Below are 21,107 nucleotides of genomic sequence, written 5' to 3' on the forward strand. Positions count from 1 at the left end.
CCAGGACAAGCTGTCAGCATAACGCCTGGCCGAAAAAAATCCCGGCGCTTGGCCGGGATGCTTGGCGTGTATTCCTACTGGCTGGTGTCTGACACCCTTGCGGCGGCGTCTTGAATTGACGGCTGTGCCACCTGGGTGTCAGACGCCAGAGGAATCGGCTTTCGGCCTTTTACTTCAGCGCCTTGTAGCGCAGGCGCTTGGGCTTGGCGCCCTCTTCGCCCAGGCGGCGCTTCTTGTCGGCTTCGTATTCCTGGTAGTTGCCGTCAAAGAACACCACTTGCGAATCGCCTTCGAACGCAAGGATGTGCGTGGCGATACGGTCCAGGAACCAGCGATCGTGGCTGATGACCATGACGCTGCCCGGGAACTCGAGCAGCGCATCTTCCAGGGCGCGCAGGGTTTCGACGTCGAGGTCGTTGGACGGTTCGTCAAGCAGCAGAACGTTGCCGCCCGCGATCAGCGTCTTGGCCATGTGCAGGCGGCCGCGTTCGCCGCCCGAGAGCTGGCCCACGACCTTGTTCTGGTCGCCGCCCTTGAAGTTGAAGCGGCCCAGATAGGCGCGCGACGACATTTCGAACTTGCCCACGGTCAAGAGGTCGGCGCCGTCAGCCACCGCGTCGAATACCGTCTTCTTGTCTTCCAGCGCGTCGCGCGACTGGTCGACGTACGCCAGCTTGACGGTCTGGCCGATCTTCACTTCGCCCGAATCCGGCTGCTCGCGGCCCGCGATCATGCGGAACAGCGTGGACTTACCGGCGCCGTTCGCGCCGATGATGCCGACGATGGCGCCCGGCGGCACCTTGAAGCTGAGGTTGTCGATCAGCAGGCGGTCGCCGTAGGCCTTGCTGACGTTGTTGAACTCGATGACCTCGTTGCCCAGGCGCTCGCCCACGGGAATGAAGATTTCCTGGGTTTCGTTGCGCTTCTGGTATTCGTAGGAAGACAGTTCCTCGAAACGCGCCAGACGCGCCTTGGCCTTGGCCTGGCGGCCCTTCGGGTTCTGGCGCACCCACTCCAGTTCCTTCTTGATGGTCTTCTGGCGCGCGGATTCGGAGGACTCTTCCTGCTTGAGGCGGTCTTCCTTCTGTTCGAGCCACGAGCTGTAGTTGCCCTTCCAGGGGATGCCGTAGCCGCGGTCCAGTTCCAGGATCCATTCGGCCGCGTTGTCCAGGAAGTAGCGATCGTGGGTCACGCCGACGACGGTGCCGGGGAACTTGTGCAGGAATTGCTCCAGCCACTCCACGCTCTCGGCGTCCAAGTGGTTGGTGGGCTCGTCCAGCAGCAGCATGTCGGGCTTGGACAGCAGCAGGCGGCACAGGGCCACGCGGCGCTTTTCACCGCCGGACAGCTTGCCGACGATGGCGTCCCAGGGCGGCAGGCGCAGCGCGTCGGCGGCGATTTCCATCTGGTGTTCGATGTCGTCCGCGCCGCTGGAAGCGGCGGCGGCGATGATGGCTTCGAGTTCGGCCTGTTCAGCGGCCAGCGCATCGAAATCGGCGTCGGGTTCCGCGTACGCGGCGTAGACCTCGTCCAGGCGCTTCTTGGCGGTGACGACGGCGCCCAGGCCTTCCTCGACCGCCTGGCGGACGGTGTGCTCGGGATTGAGCTGCGGTTCCTGCGGCAGGTAACCGATGTTCAGGCCGGGCATGGGCACGGCTTCGCCTTCGATCTCGCGGTCGACGCCCGCCATGATCTTCAGCAGCGTCGACTTGCCCGAGCCGTTCAGGCCCAGCACGCCGATCTTGGCGCCAGGAAAAAACGAAAGCGAGATATCGCGCAGGATCTGCCGCTTGGGCGGCACGATCTTGCCGACGCGGTTCATGGTGTAGACGTATTGGGCCATGGGCTCGTAGGTGAGATATAGCTGAGAAACCGTTGATTGTAGGCCGGAACCCTGACCGGCGTGCGGCAGGCGTGATCCGGCCCCATGCCGCCTCAGCGGGTTTTTGCCGCGCGCCCCGGCATGCCCGGCGTGCGCATCTGCGCCAGCATCACGCCGGCCAGCGCCAGCGCACCGCCGGCAATGTGAAAGAGATGCGGCTTTTCATCGAGGAACAGCGCCGCGATGGCCACCGTGAACACGGGCATGACGTTCAGGAAGATGCTGGCGCGGTTGGGCCCCAGATGGCGCACGCCCTGCATCCACAGATACGGCGCGAACAGCGACGGGAACACCGCGGCATACAGCACCAGCGGCACGTTGGCGGCATTGAGCGGCGACGGCGCGGCCATCAGGAAGGCGGGAAGCTGGAACAGGATGCCGAACGCGACCTGCACGTACAGCGATTGCCACGGCCCCACCGGCAGCGCCCAGCGCCGCAGCAGCACGCCGTACAGCGCATAGGCCAGGGCGCCCAGCCCCATCAGCACGTCGCCATGGTTGGCGCCCACCGACAGCAGCCGGGACGGATCGCCCTCGCCGATCAGCAGCGCCAGCCCGGCCAGCGAGACCAGGCTGCCCAGCACCGCCATCGCCGAGGGCCGCTCACGCATGATGACCGCCATGACGGCAATGGTCATGAGCGGAATCATCGCGGTGATGAAACCCATGTTGGTGGCGGTGGTCGAGGCGGCCGCCACGTAGGCGAGGCCCTGGTACAGCGCCATGCCCAGTCCGCCCAGCACCGCGAACTTCGGCAGATGCGCCAGCACCTGGCGTCGCTGCGCCCAGACGCCTGGCAACGCAAAGGGGGTCAGCACGATGCCCGCCAGCGCCCAGCGGTAAAAGCCGATGGCGGCGGGCGCGATCACGCCGGCGGCCATCTTGGTCACGATCATGTTGACCGACCAGATCAGGGCGGCCAGCAGGGGGAACAGGAAATAGCGGAGGGGAAGCTGCGGAGCGTCGGAGCGCATGTTTGAAACGGGAAGGCAGGAAGACGAAAGCCGGCCAGTGTAGGCCTCGTCCGCCTTGATGTATATGTCACCGATATGCCGCCGCCCCAGCACGCCATCCGGATACCGCACACGTTTCTTCGTAATCCAAGCGCCCGATGCAACGCAGCGCCGTTCGCGCGACAATAGCGCCTGACGTATCTGCCGTGCCGTCGCGGCTTCATCGCGCCCAGGAACCAACATGTCCGCCTCTGCCACTCCACCCGCTTCCTTGACCCATTTCAGCGCCCCCGAACTGGACATGCTGGCCAAGACCGCGGACGCCCTCAGCGCCTATCTGGGCAAGCCTGTGCTGGCGGAAGTGGTGCTGGGCGACGAAGGCACCGAATGGGTGACCTACGGCGTCCCAATGGACGAGAAAGCCGAGGCGGACGAGGAACAGACGCACGTGCAGATGGGCGGGCCGGGCGCGCGCCTGCTCGGCAACCGCGGCGGCCTGCCGCAGTCCGATGACGACACCTACGACTGCCTGTACCTGTGGGCGATCCAGATCTCGCTGAACGACGGCGAGCGCTTCATCAAGCTGGACCACGACGGCGAAGAGTCCGCCTGGTCCGACAACCTTGAGGAAGTGCTGCCTTTCGCCCTGACCGAGGAACCGCAGCCCGATCCGGACGAAGAAGACGAGGAAGAGGACGACGACGCGGACGACGAGGACGACGACACGCCCTACGACGACGTCCACAACCACCGCCATTGAGCGCGGCGCGCCGCAGCCCGGGCAGGCGCCCGGTCCGCGGCGGCGGCAGGATCACACCGTGATCCGGCCTTCCTCGACGGCATGGCAGGCCACGATCGACACCCCCGCCAGCTTCGCGGCCGGCGCCTCCGCCTTGCATCGGTCATTGGCGTGCGGGCAGCGCGGATGGAAGGTGCAGCCGGACGGCGGATTCAGGGGATTGGGCACCTCGCCCGCCACCGCCGTGCGCGGCTTGCCCGCGCCGTTGATGTCCGGAATCGCCTCGAGCAGCATCCGCGTGTAGGGATGCCGCGGCCGCGCAAAGAGTTCGTCGCGGGGCGCCACTTCCACCATGCGCCCCAGGTACATCACCCCCACGCGGTCGGCCACGTGGTGCACGACGGCCAGGTTGTGGGAAATGAACAGGTACGTCAGCCCCAGCTTGCGTTGCAGGTCCTTCATCAGGTTCAGCACCTGCGCCTGCACCGACACGTCCAGCGCCGAGGTGGGCTCGTCGCACACCAGGAACTCCGGATTGACCGCCAGCGCCCGCGCAATCGAGATACGCTGGCGCTGGCCGCCCGAGAACTGGTGCGGATAGCGGCCCTGGTCCGCCGGGTCCAACCCCACCTGCCGAAGCAGATCGCCCACGCGCGCGACGCGCTCGTCTTGTGTCATCTGCGTGTGGGTCAGCATCGGCTCGGCGATGATGCGGCCCACGCGCCAGCGCGGATTCAGGCTGGCATAGGGATCCTGGAAGATCATCTGCAGGCGCTTGCGCAAGGCGCGGCCGCCCGACTCGGACATGCGCGACAGCGGCTGGCCGTCGAACTGGATGTCGCCACGGGTCAGGCCGTACAGCCCCACCAGCATGCGGGCGACCGTCGATTTTCCACAGCCGGATTCGCCCACCAATGCGAGCGTCTCGCCGCGGGCGATGTCGAACGACACCCCGTCCACCGCGCGCAGCATCACTTTGGGCTTGCGCGCCAGCGTGCGCTCCAGCCAGGGCGGCGACACGTCGAACCACCGCGCCGCGTCCTTTACTTGAACCAAGGGCGTGCTCATGCGGCCACCTCCAACGTATTGCCTTTGTCATGCAGCCAACAGGCCGCGCGCGACGTGCCCGCGGGCATCAGCTCGGGGCGGTCGTGCGCGCAGCGCGGCAGGCGCTGGCCGCAGCGCGGGTTGAACGCACAGCCCGGGGGAATGGCGTTCAGCCGCGGCATGCTGCCGTCGATCTGCACCAGCCGCTCGATGTGGCCTTCGAGCGTGGGAATGGACCCCATCAGCCCCGCCGTGTAGGGGTGGCGCGGCTTGTGGATCACGTCGGCCACCGGCCCGATCTCGGCCACGCGGCCGGCGTACATCACCGCCACGCGGTCGGCGGTCTCGGCGATCACGCCCATGTCGTGCGTGATCAGCATGACGGCCGTGCCGTTCTCGCGGCACAGGCGCTTGAGCAGTTCGATGATCTGCGCCTGGATCGACACGTCCAGCGCGGTGGTGGGTTCGTCGGCCACCACAAGCTTCGGCTCGGCGGCCAGGGCCAGCGCGATCACCACGCGCTGGCGCATGCCGCCGGAAAACTGGTGCGGGTAGTGGTCGATGCGCTCGCGCGCGGCGGGAATGCCAGTGGACGCCAGCAGTTCCACCGCGCGGTTGCGCGCCTGCGACCACGTCATGTCCAGATGCGTGACGATGGTTTCGGCCAGTTGCCTGCCCACCGTGTACAGCGGGTTCAGGGAGGTCAGCGGGTCCTGGAACACCGCGCCGATCTCGCGGCCGCGCACGCGGCGCATCTGTTCGTCGGGCAGATTGTCGATGCGCCGGCCCGCCAGCAGGATCTCGCCGGCGGCAATGCGGCCCGGCGGTTCGAGCAGGCCGATGATGGAAGCGCCGGTCAGCGATTTGCCGGCGCCGGATTCGCCCACCACGCCCAGGACTTCGCCAGCCTGGATGGAAAAGGACACATCGTCCAGGGCGCGTAGCGTGCCGCGGCGCGTGGGAAATTCCACGCGCAGGTTGCGGACTTCGAGTAATGCGCTCATGGTTACCTCAGTTCAGTCGCGGATTGAGCGCATCGCGCAGCCAGTCACCCAGCAGGTTGACCGACAGCACCAGCAGCACCAGCGCCGCGCCCGGGAAAATGGTGATCCACCACTCTCCGGAAAACAGGAAATCGTTGCCGATCCGGATCAGCGTGCCCAGCGACGGCGCGGTCGGCGGCACCCCCACCCCCAGGAACGACAGCGTCGCCTCGGTGATGATGGCGGTGGCCAGGTGCACCGTGGCCAGCACCAGCACCGGACCCAGCACGTTGGGCAGCACGTGGCGGAACATGATGACGGGCGAGGCCACGCCGATCACGCGCGCGGCCTGCACGTATTCGCGGTTCTTTTCGACCAGCGTCGAACCGCGCACCGTGCGGGCGTACTGCGGCCAGCCGGCCAGCGCGATGGCGCCGATCAGCACCGGAAAGGCGATGATCTCGTGCATCTCGCGCGGCACCGCCGCCCGCGCCACGCCGTCGATCAGGAGCGCGATCAGGATGGCGGGGAACGAGAGCTGCACGTCGGCGACACGCATGATGAAGGCGTCGATGCGGCCCCCGGCATAACCCGACACCAGCCCGAGCACGATGCCGATCAGCATGGACAGCAGCACCGAGGCCAGGCCGATCAGCAGCGACACGCGCGTGCCGTACAGGATGGCCGAGTACAGGTCGCGGCCCTGGCTGTCGGTGCCCAGCAGGTACGTGGCCTGCCCGTTGGGTTCCCAGGCCGGCGGCAGCAGCGCGTCCAGCAGTTCGACCTTGGTCAGGTCGAACGGATTGTGCGGCGCGACCCAGCCGGCCCCGAAGGAGCCGATCAGGAGGGCCGCGAGCAACAGAGTGGCCACGATGGCCACGGGCGCCCGGCGCCAGGCCCAGGCAATGTCGCTGTCCCACCAGCGTTTGAGTACGGCGCGCATCAGTGAGCCCCCCCGCCGCGAGTCAGCCCGGAACGCAGCCGCGGGTCCACGACGAAATACAGAAGATCGACGATCAGGTTGATGACCACGAACACCAGCGCGATCAGGCACAGGTACGCGGCCATCACCGGCACGTCGGCGAATTGGACGGCCTGGATGAAGAGCAGGCCCATGCCCGGCCACTGGAACACGGTCTCGGTCACGATGGCGAAGGCGATGATGCCGCCCAGCTGCAGGCCGGTGATGGTGATGACGGGCACCATCGTGTTCTTGAGCGCGTGGCCGAAGTGGATGGCGCGGCGCTTCAGGCCCCGGGCGCGCGCGAACTTGATGTAGTCCGAGCGCAGGACCTCCAGCATTTCGGAGCGCACCAGCCGCAGCACCAGCGTCATCTGGAAGAGCGACAGCGTGATGGACGGCAGGATGAGATGCTTCCAGCCCGTGGCGGTGAACAGGCCCGAGGTCCACCAGCCCAGGCTGACGGTATCGCCGCGCCCGTAACTGGGCAGCCAGCCCAGTTGCACCGAGAACACCAGGATCAGCAGGATGCCGATCAGGAAGGTCGGCAGCGACACGCCCAGCAGCGACCCGGCCAGCAGCATCTGCGAGACCAGGCTGTTGCGCTTGAGCGCGGTGTACACGCCCAGCGGCACGCCCACGACCAGCGCCAGCAAGGCAGCCACCATCGACAGCTCAAGCGTGGCGGGCAGGCGGGATTTCAGCAGGGTGGAAACGGGTTCGCTCTGGCGCAGGGAGATGCCGAAATTGCCCTGCACGGCGTTGGCCACGAAATGGCCGAATTGAACGATGGCGGGCTCGTTCAGGCCCAGGCGTTCACGCAGTTCGATGCGCTCGGCATCGGTGGCGTCCTGTCCCAGCATGATGGTGACAGGGTCGCCGACGTATTGAAAAAGCACGAAGGCCAGTAGCGCGACGGTGAGCATCACCGCTACGGCCTGCAACAGGCGACGCAGTATGAAAGCGAACATAGGCGGAAAAAAGCAAGACGGCGGAACCGGGTAGGTCCCGCCGTCTGGTTAGCCTGGATCAGTCAACCTTGACCCAATCGGCAACGAGGCGGTTGTCGGCACGGTGGATGACCGTGACGTTCTTGCGCATGGCCCAGGGGATGACCTGATCATGCAGCGGGATGTGCCCGAAGTCCTTGGCGTGCCCTTCCAGCACGGTGATGATGTCGGCGTCGCGCTTCTTCGGATCGGTCTCGGTCTTGATCCGGTCGATGATGACGTCCAGTTCCTTGTTGCTGTAGTTGCCCAGGTTGTACATGCCGTCCGCGCCCTCGCCCTTGGTGCGGATCAGGTTCTGCAGCGTGTACATGGCGTCGAACGTGGGCACGCCCCAGCCAAACAGATAGGCGCTGGTGTCGAACGACTGCACCTTCGGGAAGTAGGTGGAACGCGGCATGGCGTTCATGGTGGCCTTGACGCCGACCTTGGCCCACATGCCGACGACAGCCTGACAGATGGCTTCGTCGTTGATATAGCGGTTGTTCGGGCAATCCAGCGTGAAGTTCAGCGTGCCGTCGTAGCCGGCTTCCTTCAGCAGGGCGCGGGCCTTTTCGGGATCGTAGGGCACGCGCTTGTGCAGCGATTCGGCCCAGCCATGCACCTGCGGCGCGATCATCGTGCCGGTGGGCGCCGACAGGCCGCGCATCACGGCGCGCTTGATGGCGTCGACGTCGATGGCGCGGTACAGCGCTTCGCGCACGCGCACGTCCTGGAACGGGTTCTTGCCCTTGATGTTGGAGTACTGCAGCTCCGGACGCTTCTGGTCCAGGCCCAGGTAGATGGTGCGGTATTCGTTGCCCTCGACGACCTTCTGCGACTGGCGCAGGCGGTCCAGGTCTTGCGCGGCCGGATCCAGCACGAAGTCGATCTCGCCGGACAACAGCGCGGCGGTGCGCGTGGCGTTCTGCTTGATCGGCGTGAACACGACTTCGGTCACGTTGCCGACCTTGCCGGCCTTGTTCCACCAGTCCTTGTTTTCCTCGAAGACCGTGCGCACGTCGACTTCGCGGCTCTTGAGCTTGTAGGGACCGGTGCCGTTGGTATTGCGCGCGCCGTAGGTTTCTTCCTTGTTGACGAAGTCCTGCGGCTTGGCGATGTTGTTCTTTTCGGACCAGGCCTTGTTCATGATGAACACGTTGGTCAGCTGGCGCAGCAGCACGGGGTTGGGCGCGGAGGTTTCGATCTCGACCGTCAGGTCGTCGATCTTGCGCGCTTCCTTGATGCCGGTAGTGTAGGCCTTGTAGTTGGACGTGGGCGCCATGGCGCGGTGGATCGAAAACACCACGTCGTCGGCGGTGAACGCGGCGCCGTCATGGAACTTGACGTTGGGGCGCAGCTTGAAGCGATACAGCGTGGGCGACACCTGCTCCCATTCCGTGGCCAGTCGCGGCGACACCTTGAAGGACTTGTCGTAGTCGACGAGCGGCTCGTAGATGTAGCTGTTGGCGGCGATCGTCATGCCCTCGTTTTGCGAGTGCGGATCGAACGTGAGGATGTCGCCCTGGGCGGCCCAGCGGAAGGTCTTGGCTTGCCCGATCGAGGGCACTGCCACGGCGGCGGCGATCGCGATAGCAATCAAAGTGCGGCGCATAAGTGTCAACTCCTGACAGTAGTCTGAATACCGGCGCGAGTGTGCCTAGCGGCGAGACCCGCGTCAATTCAGGGTTTGTGCGTACCGGAGGGGGTTTTCAGAGAGCGGGAGCAATCAGGGACGCATAAGCATGTAACGAAATAATCGGACCGAACGATGTTCGAGTGCGTGCTTGCAACGGAAGGCGTCATTCGTCGGTGTCGATGGGCAGTTCCAGCGGCACGTGCTCGGTCATCAGGACATCGAGCATTTCGATCAGCATCGCGGCCTTGGCTTCGCCGAAGGGCGCGAGCACCGCCTTTTGATGCTGCAAGGCCTGCTCGCACAGCCCGCCGATGAGGTTTGAGCCCTTGGCCGTGATGCAGACCCGCGTCTGACGGCGGTCTGCGCGTACGCCGGTGCGGGCCACCAGCCCGTCGGCCTCCATGCGCTGCACGACCTTGCTGAGCGTGGGCTGCTTGGTGATGGCCAGCACCGCCAGGCTGCCGATGGTTTCGCCGGCGCTGCCCTGAAGACTGGCCAGCACGCGCCATTCGGTCACGGACAACCCGGCGGCCTTGACCTGTTGATGGAATTCCGCCGAGATGCGCTGGCTGGCCTGCGCGAGCAGGTAGGCCAGGTAGCCATCGACGAACCGCGGGCCCGTTGCGGCCGCGCGCGTGCCGCGTGGCTTATCTGCCTGCATGTTGGTTTGCTCCCACGCACCCATTTCGAAGGCCCGCCCCGTTGCCGAAAAGCGCATTGCACCACGACGGCGCAGCCGCGCGCCATGATGTTCCGCAATGCTGTTGCGCAGCACAGGGTATACCCCAAATCGCAACCCGTTTTTGCACCATTGCAGCGCTCCGAAACCGTCAAAAAGCTAAAGGACAACCAGTATATACACCCTTGTTTTTGCGTGATATTTTTTAATTTCCATGAAATTTCATCTTTTTTATTGACAGCTAAAACGTTGACTCCTAAAGTATTTTTCAGGCGATGTTTTCGTGGCAGGACGATGCTGCACGGCAGCACGGATTAAGGACCCGCCCGGGTCCGCGTAAGGGATCCAGATGGCGGAAAGATCTTTCAAGAAAGAAGTCCAGCAGCTGCGCATCGGCGCGGGTGAGGAATTTCGCGGCGAAGGGATCCTTGCCGTCACGAAGGCGCTGCTTCAATCGGGCGTGGGCTACGTCGCCGGCTATCAGGGTTCGCCGATCTCGCATCTGATGGACGTGTTGGCCGACGCCAACGACATCCTGCAGGAACTGGGCGTGCACTTCGAGGCCAGCGCCTCGGAAGCCACCGCCGCGGCCACGCTGGCCGCCTCCGTCATGTACCCCATCCGCGGCGCCGTCACCTGGAAATCCACGGTGGGCACCAACGTCGCATCCGACGCGCTGGCCAACCTGGCGTCGGGCGGCGTCACGGGCGGCGCGCTGGTCATCGTGGGCGAAGACTACGGCGAAGGCTCGTCGATCATGCAGGAACGCTCGCACGCGTTCGCCATGAAGTCGCAGATCTGGCTGCTGGACCCGCGTCCGAACCTGGAAAGCATGGTCAAGGCGGTGGAAGACGGCTTTTCGCTGTCCGAAGCCAGCAAGACGCCCGTGATGCTGCAACTGCGCATCCGCGGCTGCCACGTGCACGGGCGCTTCATCGCCAAGGAAAACAAGCGCCCGGCCTTCAGCCTGGCCGAGGCGCTGGAAAGCCCGGCGCGCGACACGAGCCGCATCGTGCTGCCGCCGGCGTCGTTCCTGCACGAACAGGAAAAGATCAAGGAGCGCTGGCCCGCGGCCATCCGCTACATCAAGGAACACCAGCTCAACGAATTCTTCGACGGCGAGCAGGACGATATCGGACTGATCCTGCAGGGCGGCCTGTACAACGGCGTGATTCGCGCGCTGCAGCTCCTGGGCCTGGCGGACAACTTCGGCAACAGCCGCATCCCGCTGTACGTCATGAACGTGACCTACCCCGTCATCGAGGACGAGGTCATCGACTTCTGCCGGGGCAAGCGCGCCGTGCTGCTGCTGGAGGAAGGCCAGCCCGACTACATCGAGCAGAACCTGCACGCGGTGCTGCGCCGCGCGGGTGTGAGCACGCAGTTGTCCGGCAAGGACGTGCTGCCGATGGCAGGCGAATACACCACCCAGGTCATGCGCGACGGCCTGCGCGAGTTCCTCAAGCGCAACCGGCCGGAATCGCTGCAGACGCATCCGGCCGTGGCGGCGGATGGCCAGGCGCAAGCCCCGGCTGAACCGCAGGCGGAACCTGCCGCGATCTCGATCACCGAAATCTCGCGGCCCAAACCGCCGCGCCCCGCCGAGCAGCCCATCACCTTCCACAAGCACGTCGAAGGGCTGGCCGCCGTGGTGCCGCCGCGGCCCGCCGGCTTCTGTACGGGCTGTCCGGAGCGGCCGATCTTTTCGGCGCTGACGCTGGCGCAGGAAACACTGGGCCAGCACCATATCTCGTGCGACATCGGCTGCCACCTGTTTTCCATCCTGCCGCCGTTCAACCTGGGCGCCACGACGATGGGCTACGGCCTGGGCGCCTCCAGCGCGGCCGCGTTCAACGTGCCGGCCGCCAAGCGGCCCATCTCCATCATGGGCGACGGCGGCTTCTGGCATAACGGGCTGGCGTCGGGCATTGGCAACGCGGTGTTCAACAAGTACGACGGCGTCATCGTCATCGTCGACAACTTCTACGCCTCGGCCACCGGCGGGCAGGACATCCTGTCCTCGCGCGCCGACAATCCCGACCGCTCGACCAACAACCCGATCGACCAGGCCGTGCGCGGCGTGGGCGTGAAGTGGGTGCGCACGCTGGACCGGACCTACGACGTCGCCAAGGTGCGCGCCACCATCGAAGAGGCGCTGACCACCGACATCAAGGGTCCGAAGGTCATCATCGCGCAGTCCGAGTGCATGCTGAACAAGCAGCGGCGCGTGAAGCCGCTCTTCAATAAGGCGGTCAAGGAGGGCAAGCGGGTCGTGAAGGAACGCTTTGGCGTGGATCCGGATGTCTGCACGGGCGACCACGCCTGTATCCGGCTGTCCGGCTGCCCGTCGCTGACGGTCAAGGACAGCGGCGATCCCCTCAAGGAAGACCCGGTCGCGCACGTGGAAAGCAGCTGCGTGGGCTGCGGCAACTGTGGCGAGGTCGCGCATGCGGCCGTGCTGTGCCCGTCGTTCTACCGCGCCGACATCATCCACAACCCGACCGGCGCCGACCGCTTCGTGGCGCGCCTGCGCGGCGCGGTGATCGGCTTTCTGCAACGGCGCCGCGCGGCGCGCCTGGCGCACGACGCCCTTTGAGGAACCCAGCACCATGAACGCGGCGGTGATGCAACAAGGCAACCCCATCAAGATCGCCATCCTGGCCATGGGCGGCCAGGGCGGCGGCGTGCTGGCCGACTGGATCGTCGACATGGCCGAGCACGCGGGCTGGTGGGCGCAGACCACCTCGGTGCCGGGCGTGGCGCAGCGCACCGGCGCCACGATCTACTACCTGGAGCTGCTGCCCGAGGCCGACGTGCAGCGCGCGGGCCGCCAGCCGGCCCTGGCGCTGATGCCCACGCCGGGCGACGTGGACCTGGTGGTGGCCGCCGAATTGATGGAAGGCGGCCGCGCCATCCAGCGCGGTCTCGTGACGCCCGAACGCACGGTCCTGATCGCGTCGTCGCACCGCAGCTTTGCAGTCAGCGAAAAGTCCGCGCCCGGCAACGGGATCGCGGACCCGAACAAAGTGCTGGAAGCGGGACGCGCCGCCGCGCGCCGCTTCCTGTGTTTCGACCTGCAGGATCTGGCGGACCGTGCCGGCAGCGTCATCAGCGCCAGCCTTTTTGGGGCGGTGGCCGGCAGCGGCGCCCTGCCCTTTAGCCGCGACGACTTCGAGGCCACCGTGCGGCGCGCGGGCCTGGGCGTGGACGCGAGCCTGCGGGCGTTTGCGCTGGGCTTCGAGTCGGCCGACAAGGCGCCGGACGCGCCCGCCGCCATCGACCTCGCGCGTCCCGTTCCGCCTGTGCCCGAGCGCGCCGCCAGCCCGCGCGCGCAGGCCTTGCTGGACGCCATCCGGCGCGACTTTCCGGCCTGTGCGCAGCCCATGCTGACCGCGGGCGTGCGCCGCCAGATCGAATTCCAGGACCTGGCCTATGCCGAAGACTACCTGCGCCGCATGAAGGCGATCCGCGACCTGGACGCGCAGCACGGCGGCGACGCCCGCCAATGGGCGCTGACCTGCGCCGCCGCGCGCTACGTGGCCACGGCCATGGCGTACGACGACGTGATCCGCGTGGCGGACCTGAAGACGCGCGGCACACGCTTTGACCGCGTGCGTTCTGAAGTCGGCGCGCGCCCCGGCCAGCTCGTGGACACCACCGAATTCATGCACCCCCGGCTGGAAGAGATCTGCGGCACCCTGCCGGCGCGGCTGGGCCGCTGGCTGGAGGGCTCCAAGGCCTTCGGCGGCTTCGTGGAGCGCAGGCTCGGCAAGGGCCGCCGCCTGCGCAGCGGCACGCTGGGCGGCTTCCTGATGCTGTACACGCTGGCCGGCATGCGGCGCTTCCGGCGCGGCACGCTGCGCCACCAGATCGAGGCCGAATCGCTGGAAACGTGGCTGGCGCTGGTGGCCCGGCTGGCGCCGCGCGACTACGCGCTGGCGGTCGAGACCGTCAACTGCCGCCGCCTGGTCAAGGGCTACAGCGATACCCATGTGCGCGGCGGCGGCAAGTACCGGCAGCTCATCGCGGCGGCGGACCAGCTGGCCGGCCGTCCCGACGCCGCCGACGCGCTGCGCGCGCTGCGCGACACGGCGCTTGCCAACGTGAAGTGCGAGCCCATGGAACGCCAGATTGCGGAAAAACTGGCCGCCTGAGGCCGCCACCTGAAAGAGACAGACATCGTGCAGACACTCAAACTGATCGTCCGGGAAGTCCGGCAGGAATCGCCGCTGATCCGCTCGTTCCGGCTGGCGCGCGAAGACGGCGGCGCGCTGCCCGCCTTCGGCCCCGGCGCGCACCTGAAGGTGACGATCCCCAGCCTGCGCGATCCGCGCTGCTATTCGCTGGTGCAGTTGGCGCCCGAGGCGGGACGCTTTGCCGAACCGGCCGAGTACCGCCTGGGCGTGCGGCTGGAAGAAACCAGCCAGGGCGGATCGCGCCACATGCACGCGCTGTCGGCGGGCGACGTGCTGACCGTGGAAGGCCCGAAGAACGACTTTCCGCTGCACGAATCGCCTGCCGGCGACGAGCCGGTCATTCTGATTGCAGGCGGCATCGGCATCACGCCGATTGCGTCCATGGCCGCCGCGCTCAAGTCCGCCGGCCGCGCGTTCCATCTGCATTACTGCGGCCGCAGCAAGGATCAGCTTGCCTTCCTGGCCGAGCTGCAGGCGCTGGCGGGCGGCGACCTGACGCTGCACGCCGACGACGATCCCGCGAGTCGGTTCGACCTGCAGGCGCTGCTGGCGTCGGCCACGCCGCGCCAGCACCTGTACGTCTGTGGCCCCAAGGGGCTGATCGACGCCGTCATCCAGGGCGCGCACGCGCGCCACTGGCCCGACGCCCACATCCATTTCGAGCTTTTCGCGACGGCCGCGCCGCAGGCTGGCGACCAGGCCTTCGAGGTCGAACTGCGCCAATCCGGCCGCGTGCTGACGATTCCTGCCGACAAGACCATCGTCGAGGTCATGGAGGAAGAAGGCTGCGACCCGATGGTCGACTGCAAGCGCGGCGAATGCGGCGTGTGCCAGGCCACCGTGCTGGAAGGCGAGCCCGACCACCGCGACTATTACCTTTCCGACACCGAGAAGGCGAGCGGCAAGATCATCCAGATCTGCATCTCGCGCGCCAAGTCCGCGCGCCTGGTGCTGGACCTGTAGTCCCCGACAAGGAAGCGACCATGGGCAAATACCGCGACAATCCCGACGCCATCCGCGCGCTGCTCCGCGACACCGAGGTGCACAAGGACCTTTTCATCGACCAGGAACTGTTCGACCTGGAAATGGAACGCCTGTACGCCAACACCTGGGTCTATGTCGGCCATGACAGCCAGGTGCCCAACCCGGGCGACTACATCACCACCACCGTCGGCAACCAGCCGGTGGTGATGGTCCGCCACAGCGACAAAAGCGTGCGCGTGCTGCACAACCGCTGCCCGCACAAGGGCACCATGGTCGCAGGCGAGGCCTGCGGCAACACGGGCAAGTTCTTTCGCTGCCCTTATCACGCCTGGACGTTCAAGACGGACGGCAGCCTGCTGTCGATCCCGCTGAAAAAAGGCTACGAGAACACCGGCCTGGAAAACTGCGAAGCCAGCCAGGGCATGGCGGCCGTGAAAGACGTGCGCAACCATCGCGGCTTCGTCTTCTGCCGCCTGAACCCCGAGGGCCAGTCGTTCGAGGAATTCTTCGGCGATTCGCTATCGACGCTGGACAACATGGTCGACCGCTCGCCCGAAGGCCGCCTTGAGGTCGCCGGCGGCGTGCTGCGCTACATGCACCGCTGCAACTGGAAGATGCTGGTCGACAACCAGACCGACACCTGCCATCCGATGGTCGCGCACGAATCCTCGGCGGGCACGGCGGTCAAGGTCTGGGAACAGGCGCCCGAAGGCACGCCCAAGCCGATGGCGGTCGAGCTGTTCGCGCCGTTCATCTCGCCCTACGAGTTCTTCGAGAACATGGGCATCCGCGTCTGGGAAAACGGACACGGGCACACCGGGGTTTCCGACTCCATCCACGCCTCGTATTCCGGCATTCCGGGGTATTGGGACTCGATGGTGCAGGCCTACGGCGAAGACCGCGCCAAGGCGATCCTGGGCGACGTGCGCCACAACACGGTGTACTTCCCCAACATCATGGTCAAGGGGCCGATCCAGACGCTGCGGATCTTCAAGCCGATCGCTGCCGACCGCACGCTGGTGGAGTCCTGGACATTCCGCCTGGTGGGCGCGCCGGACCTGCTGCTTGAGCGTACGCTCATGTACAACCGGCTCATCAACGCGCCGACGTCCGTGGTGGGCCACGACGACCTGGAAATGTACGAACGCGCCCAGGACGGCCTGCACTCGCGCGCACGCGACTGGGTCAACGTGGGACGGCTCTACGCGCCCGGCGAAGCGGACCAGAAGAACGTCGTCACCAATGGCACCAACGAATGGCAGATGCGCAACCAGTACCGCGCATGGGGCCGCTACATGACCGGATCGGAGTCGGTATGAGCGCAAGCGACCGCGAGTTGATCGATTTTGTCTACGCCGAGGCGCGCATGCTGGACGAGCTGCGCTTCGAGGAATGGCTGAACCTGTACACGGACGACGGCTATTACTGGATGCCGCTGGCGCACGGCCAGACCGATGCGAAGCTGCACGCCTCGCTGATGTACGAGGACAAGCTGCTGCTGCGCGTGCGCGTCGAGCGGCTGGCGGGCCAGCGCACGTTCTCGCAGCAGCCCAAGAGCCGCTGCCATCACCTGCTGCAGGCGCCCACGGTCGAGCATGACCATCCCGAATCGGCGCCTGCCGAAGGGCGGCACGTGGTGCGCACCGCCTTCCATTACGTCGAAACGCGGCAGGACACGCAGACCCTCTTTGCGGGCTGGGCCACGCATCACCTGGTGGAACAGGACGGCGCGCTGCGCATCCGCCTGAAACGCGTGGACCTCGTCAACTGCGACGCGGCCTTCGGCAACATCCAACTGTTCATGTAGGAGCGGACCGTGACCGCCACCGTCCACCAGGCCTTTGCCGACACCGCATCCCGCCACGGCGGCCAGCCGTTCCTGTGCATCCTGCCCGAAACGGCGGATGCCTATGGGATCGAGGCCGGCGAACTGACCTACGGCAAGGCGGCCGACGCCATCGAGACGCTGCGCGCCGCGTATGAGAAGGCGGGCTATGGCCACGGCCACCGCGCCGGCCTGCTGCTGGAAAACCGGCCCGCGTTCTTCCTGCACTGGTTTGCGCTCAATGCCCTGGGCGTGTCCGTCGTGCCGATCAATCCGGATCTGCGCGCCGCCGAACTGGAGTATCTGGCCGGCCATTCCGAGATCGCGCTGGCAATCGCGCTGCCGGGACGCCACGCGGACCTGCTGGCGGCAGCGGCCCGGGCGGGCCGGGAACTGCGCGTGATGGGCCCGGACGACGCGCCGCCCGCCGCGCCCTTCCCCGCGCCCCAGCAAGGCACGCCGCCTTCCGAACTGACCGAGTGCGCGCTGCTCTATACGTCCGGCACCACCGGCCGGCCCAAGGGCTGCATCCTGCCCAACCGTTATTTCCTGCACGCGGGCGGCTGGTACGCCCGCATCGGCGGCCTGGCCGCGCTGCGGCCCGGCCAGGAACGCATGCTGACGCCGCTGCCGCTGGTGCACATGAACGCCATGGCCTATTCCGCGATGGCGATGGTGCTGACGGGCGGCTGCCTGATCCCGCTGGACCGCTTTCACCCGCGCTCGTGGTGGGACAGCGTGCGCGAATCGCGCGCCACGGTGCTGCACTACCTGGGCGTCATGCCCGCCATCCTGATGAAGGCCGAGCCTTCCCCGCAGGACCTGCAGCCGGCCATCCGCTTCGGCTTCGGCGCGGGCGTGGACCGCAAGCTGCATGCGCCCTTCGAGGCGCGCTTCGGCTTTCCGCTGCTGGAGGCCTGGGCCATGACCGAGACCGGCGCGGGCGCCGTCGTCATCGCCAACCAGGAACCGCGCCACGTCGGCACCAGCAGCTTCGGCAGCGAGGAAGCTGACGTCGAGGTGCGCATCGTGACCGACGCGGGCGAACCGGCCGCCATCGGCGAACCGGGCGAGCTGCTGGTGCGCCATGCTGGAGAAGATCCGCGCTATGGATTTTTTGCCGGCTACCTGAAGGACGAGGCCGCTACCCGCGAGGCCTGGGAAGGCGGCTGGTTCCACACGGGCGACATCGTGCGCCGCGAGGCCGACGGCGCCCTGCGCTTTGTCGACCGCAAGAAGAACGTCATCCGCCGCAGCGGCGAGAACATCTCGGCCGTGGAAGTGGAAAGCGTGCTGATGCAGCATCCGCTGGTCAAGGCCGTGGCGGTGGCCGCCGTGCCGGACGCCGTGCGCGGCGACGAGGTGCTGGCCTGCGTGGTGCCGGAAACGCTGCCCGCCGGCGCGGACGCCATGGCCGAGGCCGCGCGCAGCATCGTGCAATGGTCGCTGTCGCAGTTGGCGTATTACAAGGCGCCCGGGTATGTCGCGTTCGTGGACAGCCTGCCGCTCACCACCACCAACAAGATCCAGCGCGGCGAGATGAAGGCCCTGGCGCCCACCCTGCCGGGGACGGCGCGCTGCGTGGACACGTGCCACATGAAGAAGCGCCCGGCCGAGGGGACTCGCCCATGACCCGCCTGGGCTACGACGGCGTCGTGGCGGCCCTGCCCGTCACCATTCCCTATGAACGCTATTCCACGCACGCCGCGCACTGGTGGCTGGGACGCGCGCTGGGCGCGCTGATCCGGCAATCCGGGCTGGCCAAGACCGACGTCGACGGCCTGTGCGTGTCCAGCTTCACGCTGGCGCCCGACACGGCGGTCGGCCTGGTCCAGCACCTGGGCATGACGCCGCGCTGGCTCGATCACATCCCGATGGGCGGGGCGAGCGGCGTGGCCGCGCTGCGCCGCGCCGCGCGCGCCGTGCAGGCGGGCGATGCCGACATCGTGGCGTGCCTGGCCGGCGACACCAACCACGTGGACTCGTTTCGCAACACGGTCAGCCAGTTCTCGCGCTTTGCGCAGGACGCCGTCTACCCGTACGGCGCCGGCGGCCCGAATGCGAGCTTTGCGCTGCTGACCGCCAACTACATGCGCCAGACCGGCGCCACGCGCGAGGATTTCGGCAAAGTCTGCGTGGCGCAACGCGACAACGCCCTGCGCTACCCGCACGCGCTGATGAAAAAGCCGCTGACGCTCGCCCAATACCTGGACGCGCGCGTCATCACCGAGCCGATCCACCTGTTCGACTGCGTCATGCCGTGCGCGGGCGCCGACGCGTTTCTGGTCATGCGCGAGGACCGGGCACGCGCGCTGAACCTGCCTTATGCGCGCATCCTGTCCACCATCGAGCGCCACAACGCATGGATCGACGATCCCATCCAGACCCGGGGCGGCTGGACGCTGGACATCGATGAACTGTATGGGCAGGCCAATGCCGGCCCCGCGGACATGGACTTCCTGCAGGCCTATGACGACTATCCCGTCATCAACCTGATGCAGATGGAAGACCTGGGGTTCTGCAAGAAAGGCGCCGCGCCGCAGTTCGTGCGGGACAACACCTTCACCGTGGACGGCAGCTTTCCGTTCAACACCAACGGCGGCCAGCTGTCGGTGGGCCAGGCCGGCGCGGCCGGCGGCTACTTGGGCATGGTCGAGGCGCTGCGCCAGTTGACGGGCACGGCCGGCGGCACGCAGGTGCGCGAGGCGCGCATGGGGCTGGTCAGCGGCTTTGGCATGATCAATTACGACCGCGGGCTGTGCACCGCCGCGGCCATCCTGGCAAGGAGCGACGCATGACCGAGCCGCTGGCCAAGCCGCCGCGCAAGAACCCCGTCGCCCGGACCCGGCAGCCCACGCTGCCGCCCGGCTCGCGCAGCCGCGCCGCGCTGGGCCTGACGGCCGCTGCCGCCGAGGGGCGTTTCGATCTGCAGACCTGCGCGGAATGCGGCACGGTGCAGTACCCGCCGCGCGAGGTGTGCGGCCATTGCCTGTCCGAGCACCTGCCCTGGCGGCCCGCCGACCCGAACGGCGTGCTACTCGTCAGCACGACGCTGCATCACAGCAACGACCTGTACTTCCGCGAACGCCTGCCGTGGCGCGTGGGCACGGTGCGGATGGACGCCGGTCCCTCCGTCGTGGCGCACGTCCACCAGGACTGCGCCGACGGCGCGCGCGTGCGCCTGGCCCTGAAACTGGACCGCAGCGGCCAGGCCGTGATGATCGCCCTGCCCGAAAGGAATACGCCGAACATGGAAGACGACAAGACACTGCGCGAGACCTCGTGCGATCCGAAGTTCCGCCGCGCGCTGGTCACCGACGGCAAGTCGGCCGTGGGCCAGGCCGTGGCGCGTGCGCTGCTCGATGCGGGCAGCCCGCTGGTCTTCCTGGGCGATCCGCAGGCGTGGCGGCGCGATGCCGCGTTCGACGCCCTGGCGGCGGACCCGCGTGTGCAGGCCGTGACGCTGGACGTGACCGACACCGATTCCGTGGAGCGCGTGGCCGCGTCCATCGGCGGCAAGGTCGAGATCCTGGTCAACACGGCCGACCTGGAGCGCGAGGGCGGGCTGCTGAGCCGCAAGGACGTGAACACCGCGCGCGACGCCATGGACGTCAATGTGCTGGGGCTGATGCGGCTGGCGCAGAGCTTCGGCCCCGCGCTGTGCGGCCGCGCCGCCGACGGCGTGAACAGCGCCGCCGCGTGGGTCAACGTGCTGTCGATCTACGCGCACATGAACCTGCCGGCGCGCGGCATGTGGTCGGCATCCAAGGCCGCCGCGCTGTCGCTCGCGCAATGCCTGCGCGCGGAAATGCGCGGCGCGGGCGTGCGGGTGGTGAACGTGTTTCCCGGCCCCGTCGACCACGAATGGGAACAACGCACCCCGCCCCCGCGTGTTGCGCCAGCGGCCATCGCCGCCGCCATCGTGCGCGCGCTGAAGGATGGCATCGAAGACGTGTACGTGGGCGACGTGGCGCAGGAATTCCGGGCGCGGCTGGCTGAGAACCCGAAGGGACTGGAACGGGAGCTGGGCGCGGGCGGCTGACCGCTGGATCACACTGTGGATAACGCGGTGTCAGACACCGTGCAGAAGAACCCGGTGTCTGACAGCCGGCAGAAGAACCCGGTGTCTGACACCCTGGGGAGACAGCCGACAGCTTGGAACGGCGTCTCAAAGGGTGTCAGACACCTACGCAGCAGCCTACGAAGCAAAGGGTGTCCGACACCCGCAGGAAC

The 21,107-nt window shown here is 67.1% G+C and carries 17 protein-coding genes; 9 read left to right on the forward strand and 8 right to left on the reverse strand.

What is annotated here, in order from left to right; all coding sequences use genetic code 11:
• Positions 1–169: 169 nt before the first annotated feature.
• Together ettA and FBY20_RS06125 are read right to left on the reverse strand one after the other, a co-directional pair.
• Positions 170–1,843 carry an energy-dependent translational throttle protein EttA gene (gene ettA, locus FBY20_RS06120; protein ID WP_056321139.1) on the reverse strand — a complete coding sequence of 558 codons (1,674 nt, stop codon included), beginning with the start codon at positions 1,841–1,843 and terminating at the stop codon, positions 170–172.
• A gap of 92 nt (positions 1,844–1,935) precedes the next feature.
• The gene (locus FBY20_RS06125) at positions 1,936–2,856 is read right to left on the reverse strand and encodes a DMT family transporter (RefSeq protein ID WP_142050737.1); all 921 of its coding nucleotides are present in this window, start codon (positions 2,854–2,856) and stop codon (positions 1,936–1,938) included.
• A 220-nt stretch (positions 2,857–3,076) separates the two neighbouring features.
• Between FBY20_RS06125 and FBY20_RS06130 the strand changes: the two genes are divergently transcribed.
• On the forward strand, positions 3,077–3,595 hold the full coding sequence (locus FBY20_RS06130; protein ID WP_056321133.1) for a hypothetical protein: 519 nt from the start codon (positions 3,077–3,079) through the stop codon (positions 3,593–3,595).
• Positions 3,596–3,646: 51 nt separating this feature from the next.
• Here the strand turns inward: FBY20_RS06130 and FBY20_RS06135 are convergent, their stop codons facing one another.
• From FBY20_RS06135 to FBY20_RS06160, 6 genes are all read right to left on the reverse strand, one after another.
• Positions 3,647–4,642 (reverse strand): ABC transporter ATP-binding protein, encoded by a 996-nt coding sequence (locus tag FBY20_RS06135; protein ID WP_062840340.1) that lies wholly within the window; start codon positions 4,640–4,642, stop codon positions 3,647–3,649.
• Positions 4,639–5,625 carry an ABC transporter ATP-binding protein gene (locus tag FBY20_RS06140; protein WP_056321127.1) on the reverse strand — a complete coding sequence of 329 codons (987 nt, stop codon included), beginning with the start codon at positions 5,623–5,625 and terminating at the stop codon, positions 4,639–4,641. Before FBY20_RS06140 ends, FBY20_RS06135 begins: the two co-directional genes overlap by 4 nt.
• A gap of 7 nt (positions 5,626–5,632) precedes the next feature.
• A complete protein-coding gene (locus FBY20_RS06145; protein ID WP_056321125.1) occupies positions 5,633–6,547 on the reverse strand; it encodes an ABC transporter permease in 915 nt (304 codons plus the stop codon).
• The gene (locus tag FBY20_RS06150) at positions 6,547–7,536 is read right to left on the reverse strand and encodes an ABC transporter permease (RefSeq protein ID WP_008158681.1); all 990 of its coding nucleotides are present in this window, start codon (positions 7,534–7,536) and stop codon (positions 6,547–6,549) included. The genes FBY20_RS06145 and FBY20_RS06150 overlap by 1 nt, the downstream gene beginning before the upstream one ends.
• 58 nt (positions 7,537–7,594) lie before the next feature.
• The gene (locus FBY20_RS06155; RefSeq protein ID WP_062840337.1) at positions 7,595–9,166 is read right to left on the reverse strand and encodes an ABC transporter substrate-binding protein; all 1,572 of its coding nucleotides are present in this window, start codon (positions 9,164–9,166) and stop codon (positions 7,595–7,597) included.
• Positions 9,167–9,353: 187 nt separating this feature from the next.
• Positions 9,354–9,851, reverse strand: a complete 498-nt coding sequence (locus FBY20_RS06160) for a MarR family winged helix-turn-helix transcriptional regulator (protein ID WP_056322688.1) — start codon at positions 9,849–9,851, stop codon at positions 9,354–9,356.
• Positions 9,852–10,218: 367 nt separating this feature from the next.
• On the opposite strand from FBY20_RS06160, the gene FBY20_RS06165 reads away from it, so the two are divergent.
• The 8 genes from FBY20_RS06165 to FBY20_RS06200 are packed head-to-tail and all read left to right on the forward strand — an operon-like array spanning position 10,219 to position 20,916.
• A complete protein-coding gene (locus tag FBY20_RS06165) occupies positions 10,219–12,465 on the forward strand; it encodes an indolepyruvate ferredoxin oxidoreductase subunit alpha (protein ID WP_142050740.1) in 2,247 nt (748 codons plus the stop codon).
• Positions 12,466–12,478: 13 nt separating this feature from the next.
• Positions 12,479–14,023, forward strand: coding sequence for an indolepyruvate oxidoreductase subunit beta family protein (locus tag FBY20_RS06170; protein WP_142050743.1), 1,545 nt, complete (start codon positions 12,479–12,481; stop codon positions 14,021–14,023).
• Positions 14,024–14,050: 27 nt separating this feature from the next.
• Entirely contained in the window at positions 14,051–15,028 is a 978-nt protein-coding gene (locus tag FBY20_RS06175) for a PDR/VanB family oxidoreductase (protein WP_142050746.1), read from the forward strand.
• 20 nt (positions 15,029–15,048) lie between these two features.
• Positions 15,049–16,368 (forward strand): aromatic ring-hydroxylating dioxygenase subunit alpha, encoded by a 1,320-nt coding sequence (locus FBY20_RS06180; RefSeq protein ID WP_062840333.1) that lies wholly within the window; start codon positions 15,049–15,051, stop codon positions 16,366–16,368.
• A complete protein-coding gene (locus tag FBY20_RS06185; protein WP_056321109.1) occupies positions 16,365–16,856 on the forward strand; it encodes an aromatic-ring-hydroxylating dioxygenase subunit beta in 492 nt (163 codons plus the stop codon). Before FBY20_RS06180 ends, FBY20_RS06185 begins: the two co-directional genes overlap by 4 nt.
• A gap of 9 nt (positions 16,857–16,865) precedes the next feature.
• Complete coding sequence (locus FBY20_RS06190; RefSeq protein ID WP_142050749.1) at positions 16,866–18,506, forward strand: AMP-binding protein; 1,641 nt, start codon at positions 16,866–16,868, stop codon at positions 18,504–18,506.
• Positions 18,503–19,672, forward strand: a complete 1,170-nt coding sequence (locus FBY20_RS06195) for a thiolase family protein (RefSeq protein WP_142050752.1) — start codon at positions 18,503–18,505, stop codon at positions 19,670–19,672. The genes FBY20_RS06190 and FBY20_RS06195 overlap by 4 nt, the downstream gene beginning before the upstream one ends.
• Positions 19,669–20,916 carry an SDR family NAD(P)-dependent oxidoreductase gene (locus FBY20_RS06200; RefSeq protein WP_056321101.1) on the forward strand — a complete coding sequence of 416 codons (1,248 nt, stop codon included), beginning with the start codon at positions 19,669–19,671 and terminating at the stop codon, positions 20,914–20,916. The genes FBY20_RS06195 and FBY20_RS06200 overlap by 4 nt, the downstream gene beginning before the upstream one ends.
• Positions 20,917–21,107: the final 191 nt, after the last annotated feature.

The sequence above is a fragment of the Achromobacter sp. SLBN-14 genome (genome assembly GCF_006715415.1).
Classification (GTDB): Bacteria; Pseudomonadota; Gammaproteobacteria; order Burkholderiales; family Burkholderiaceae_B; genus Achromobacter; species Achromobacter mucicolens.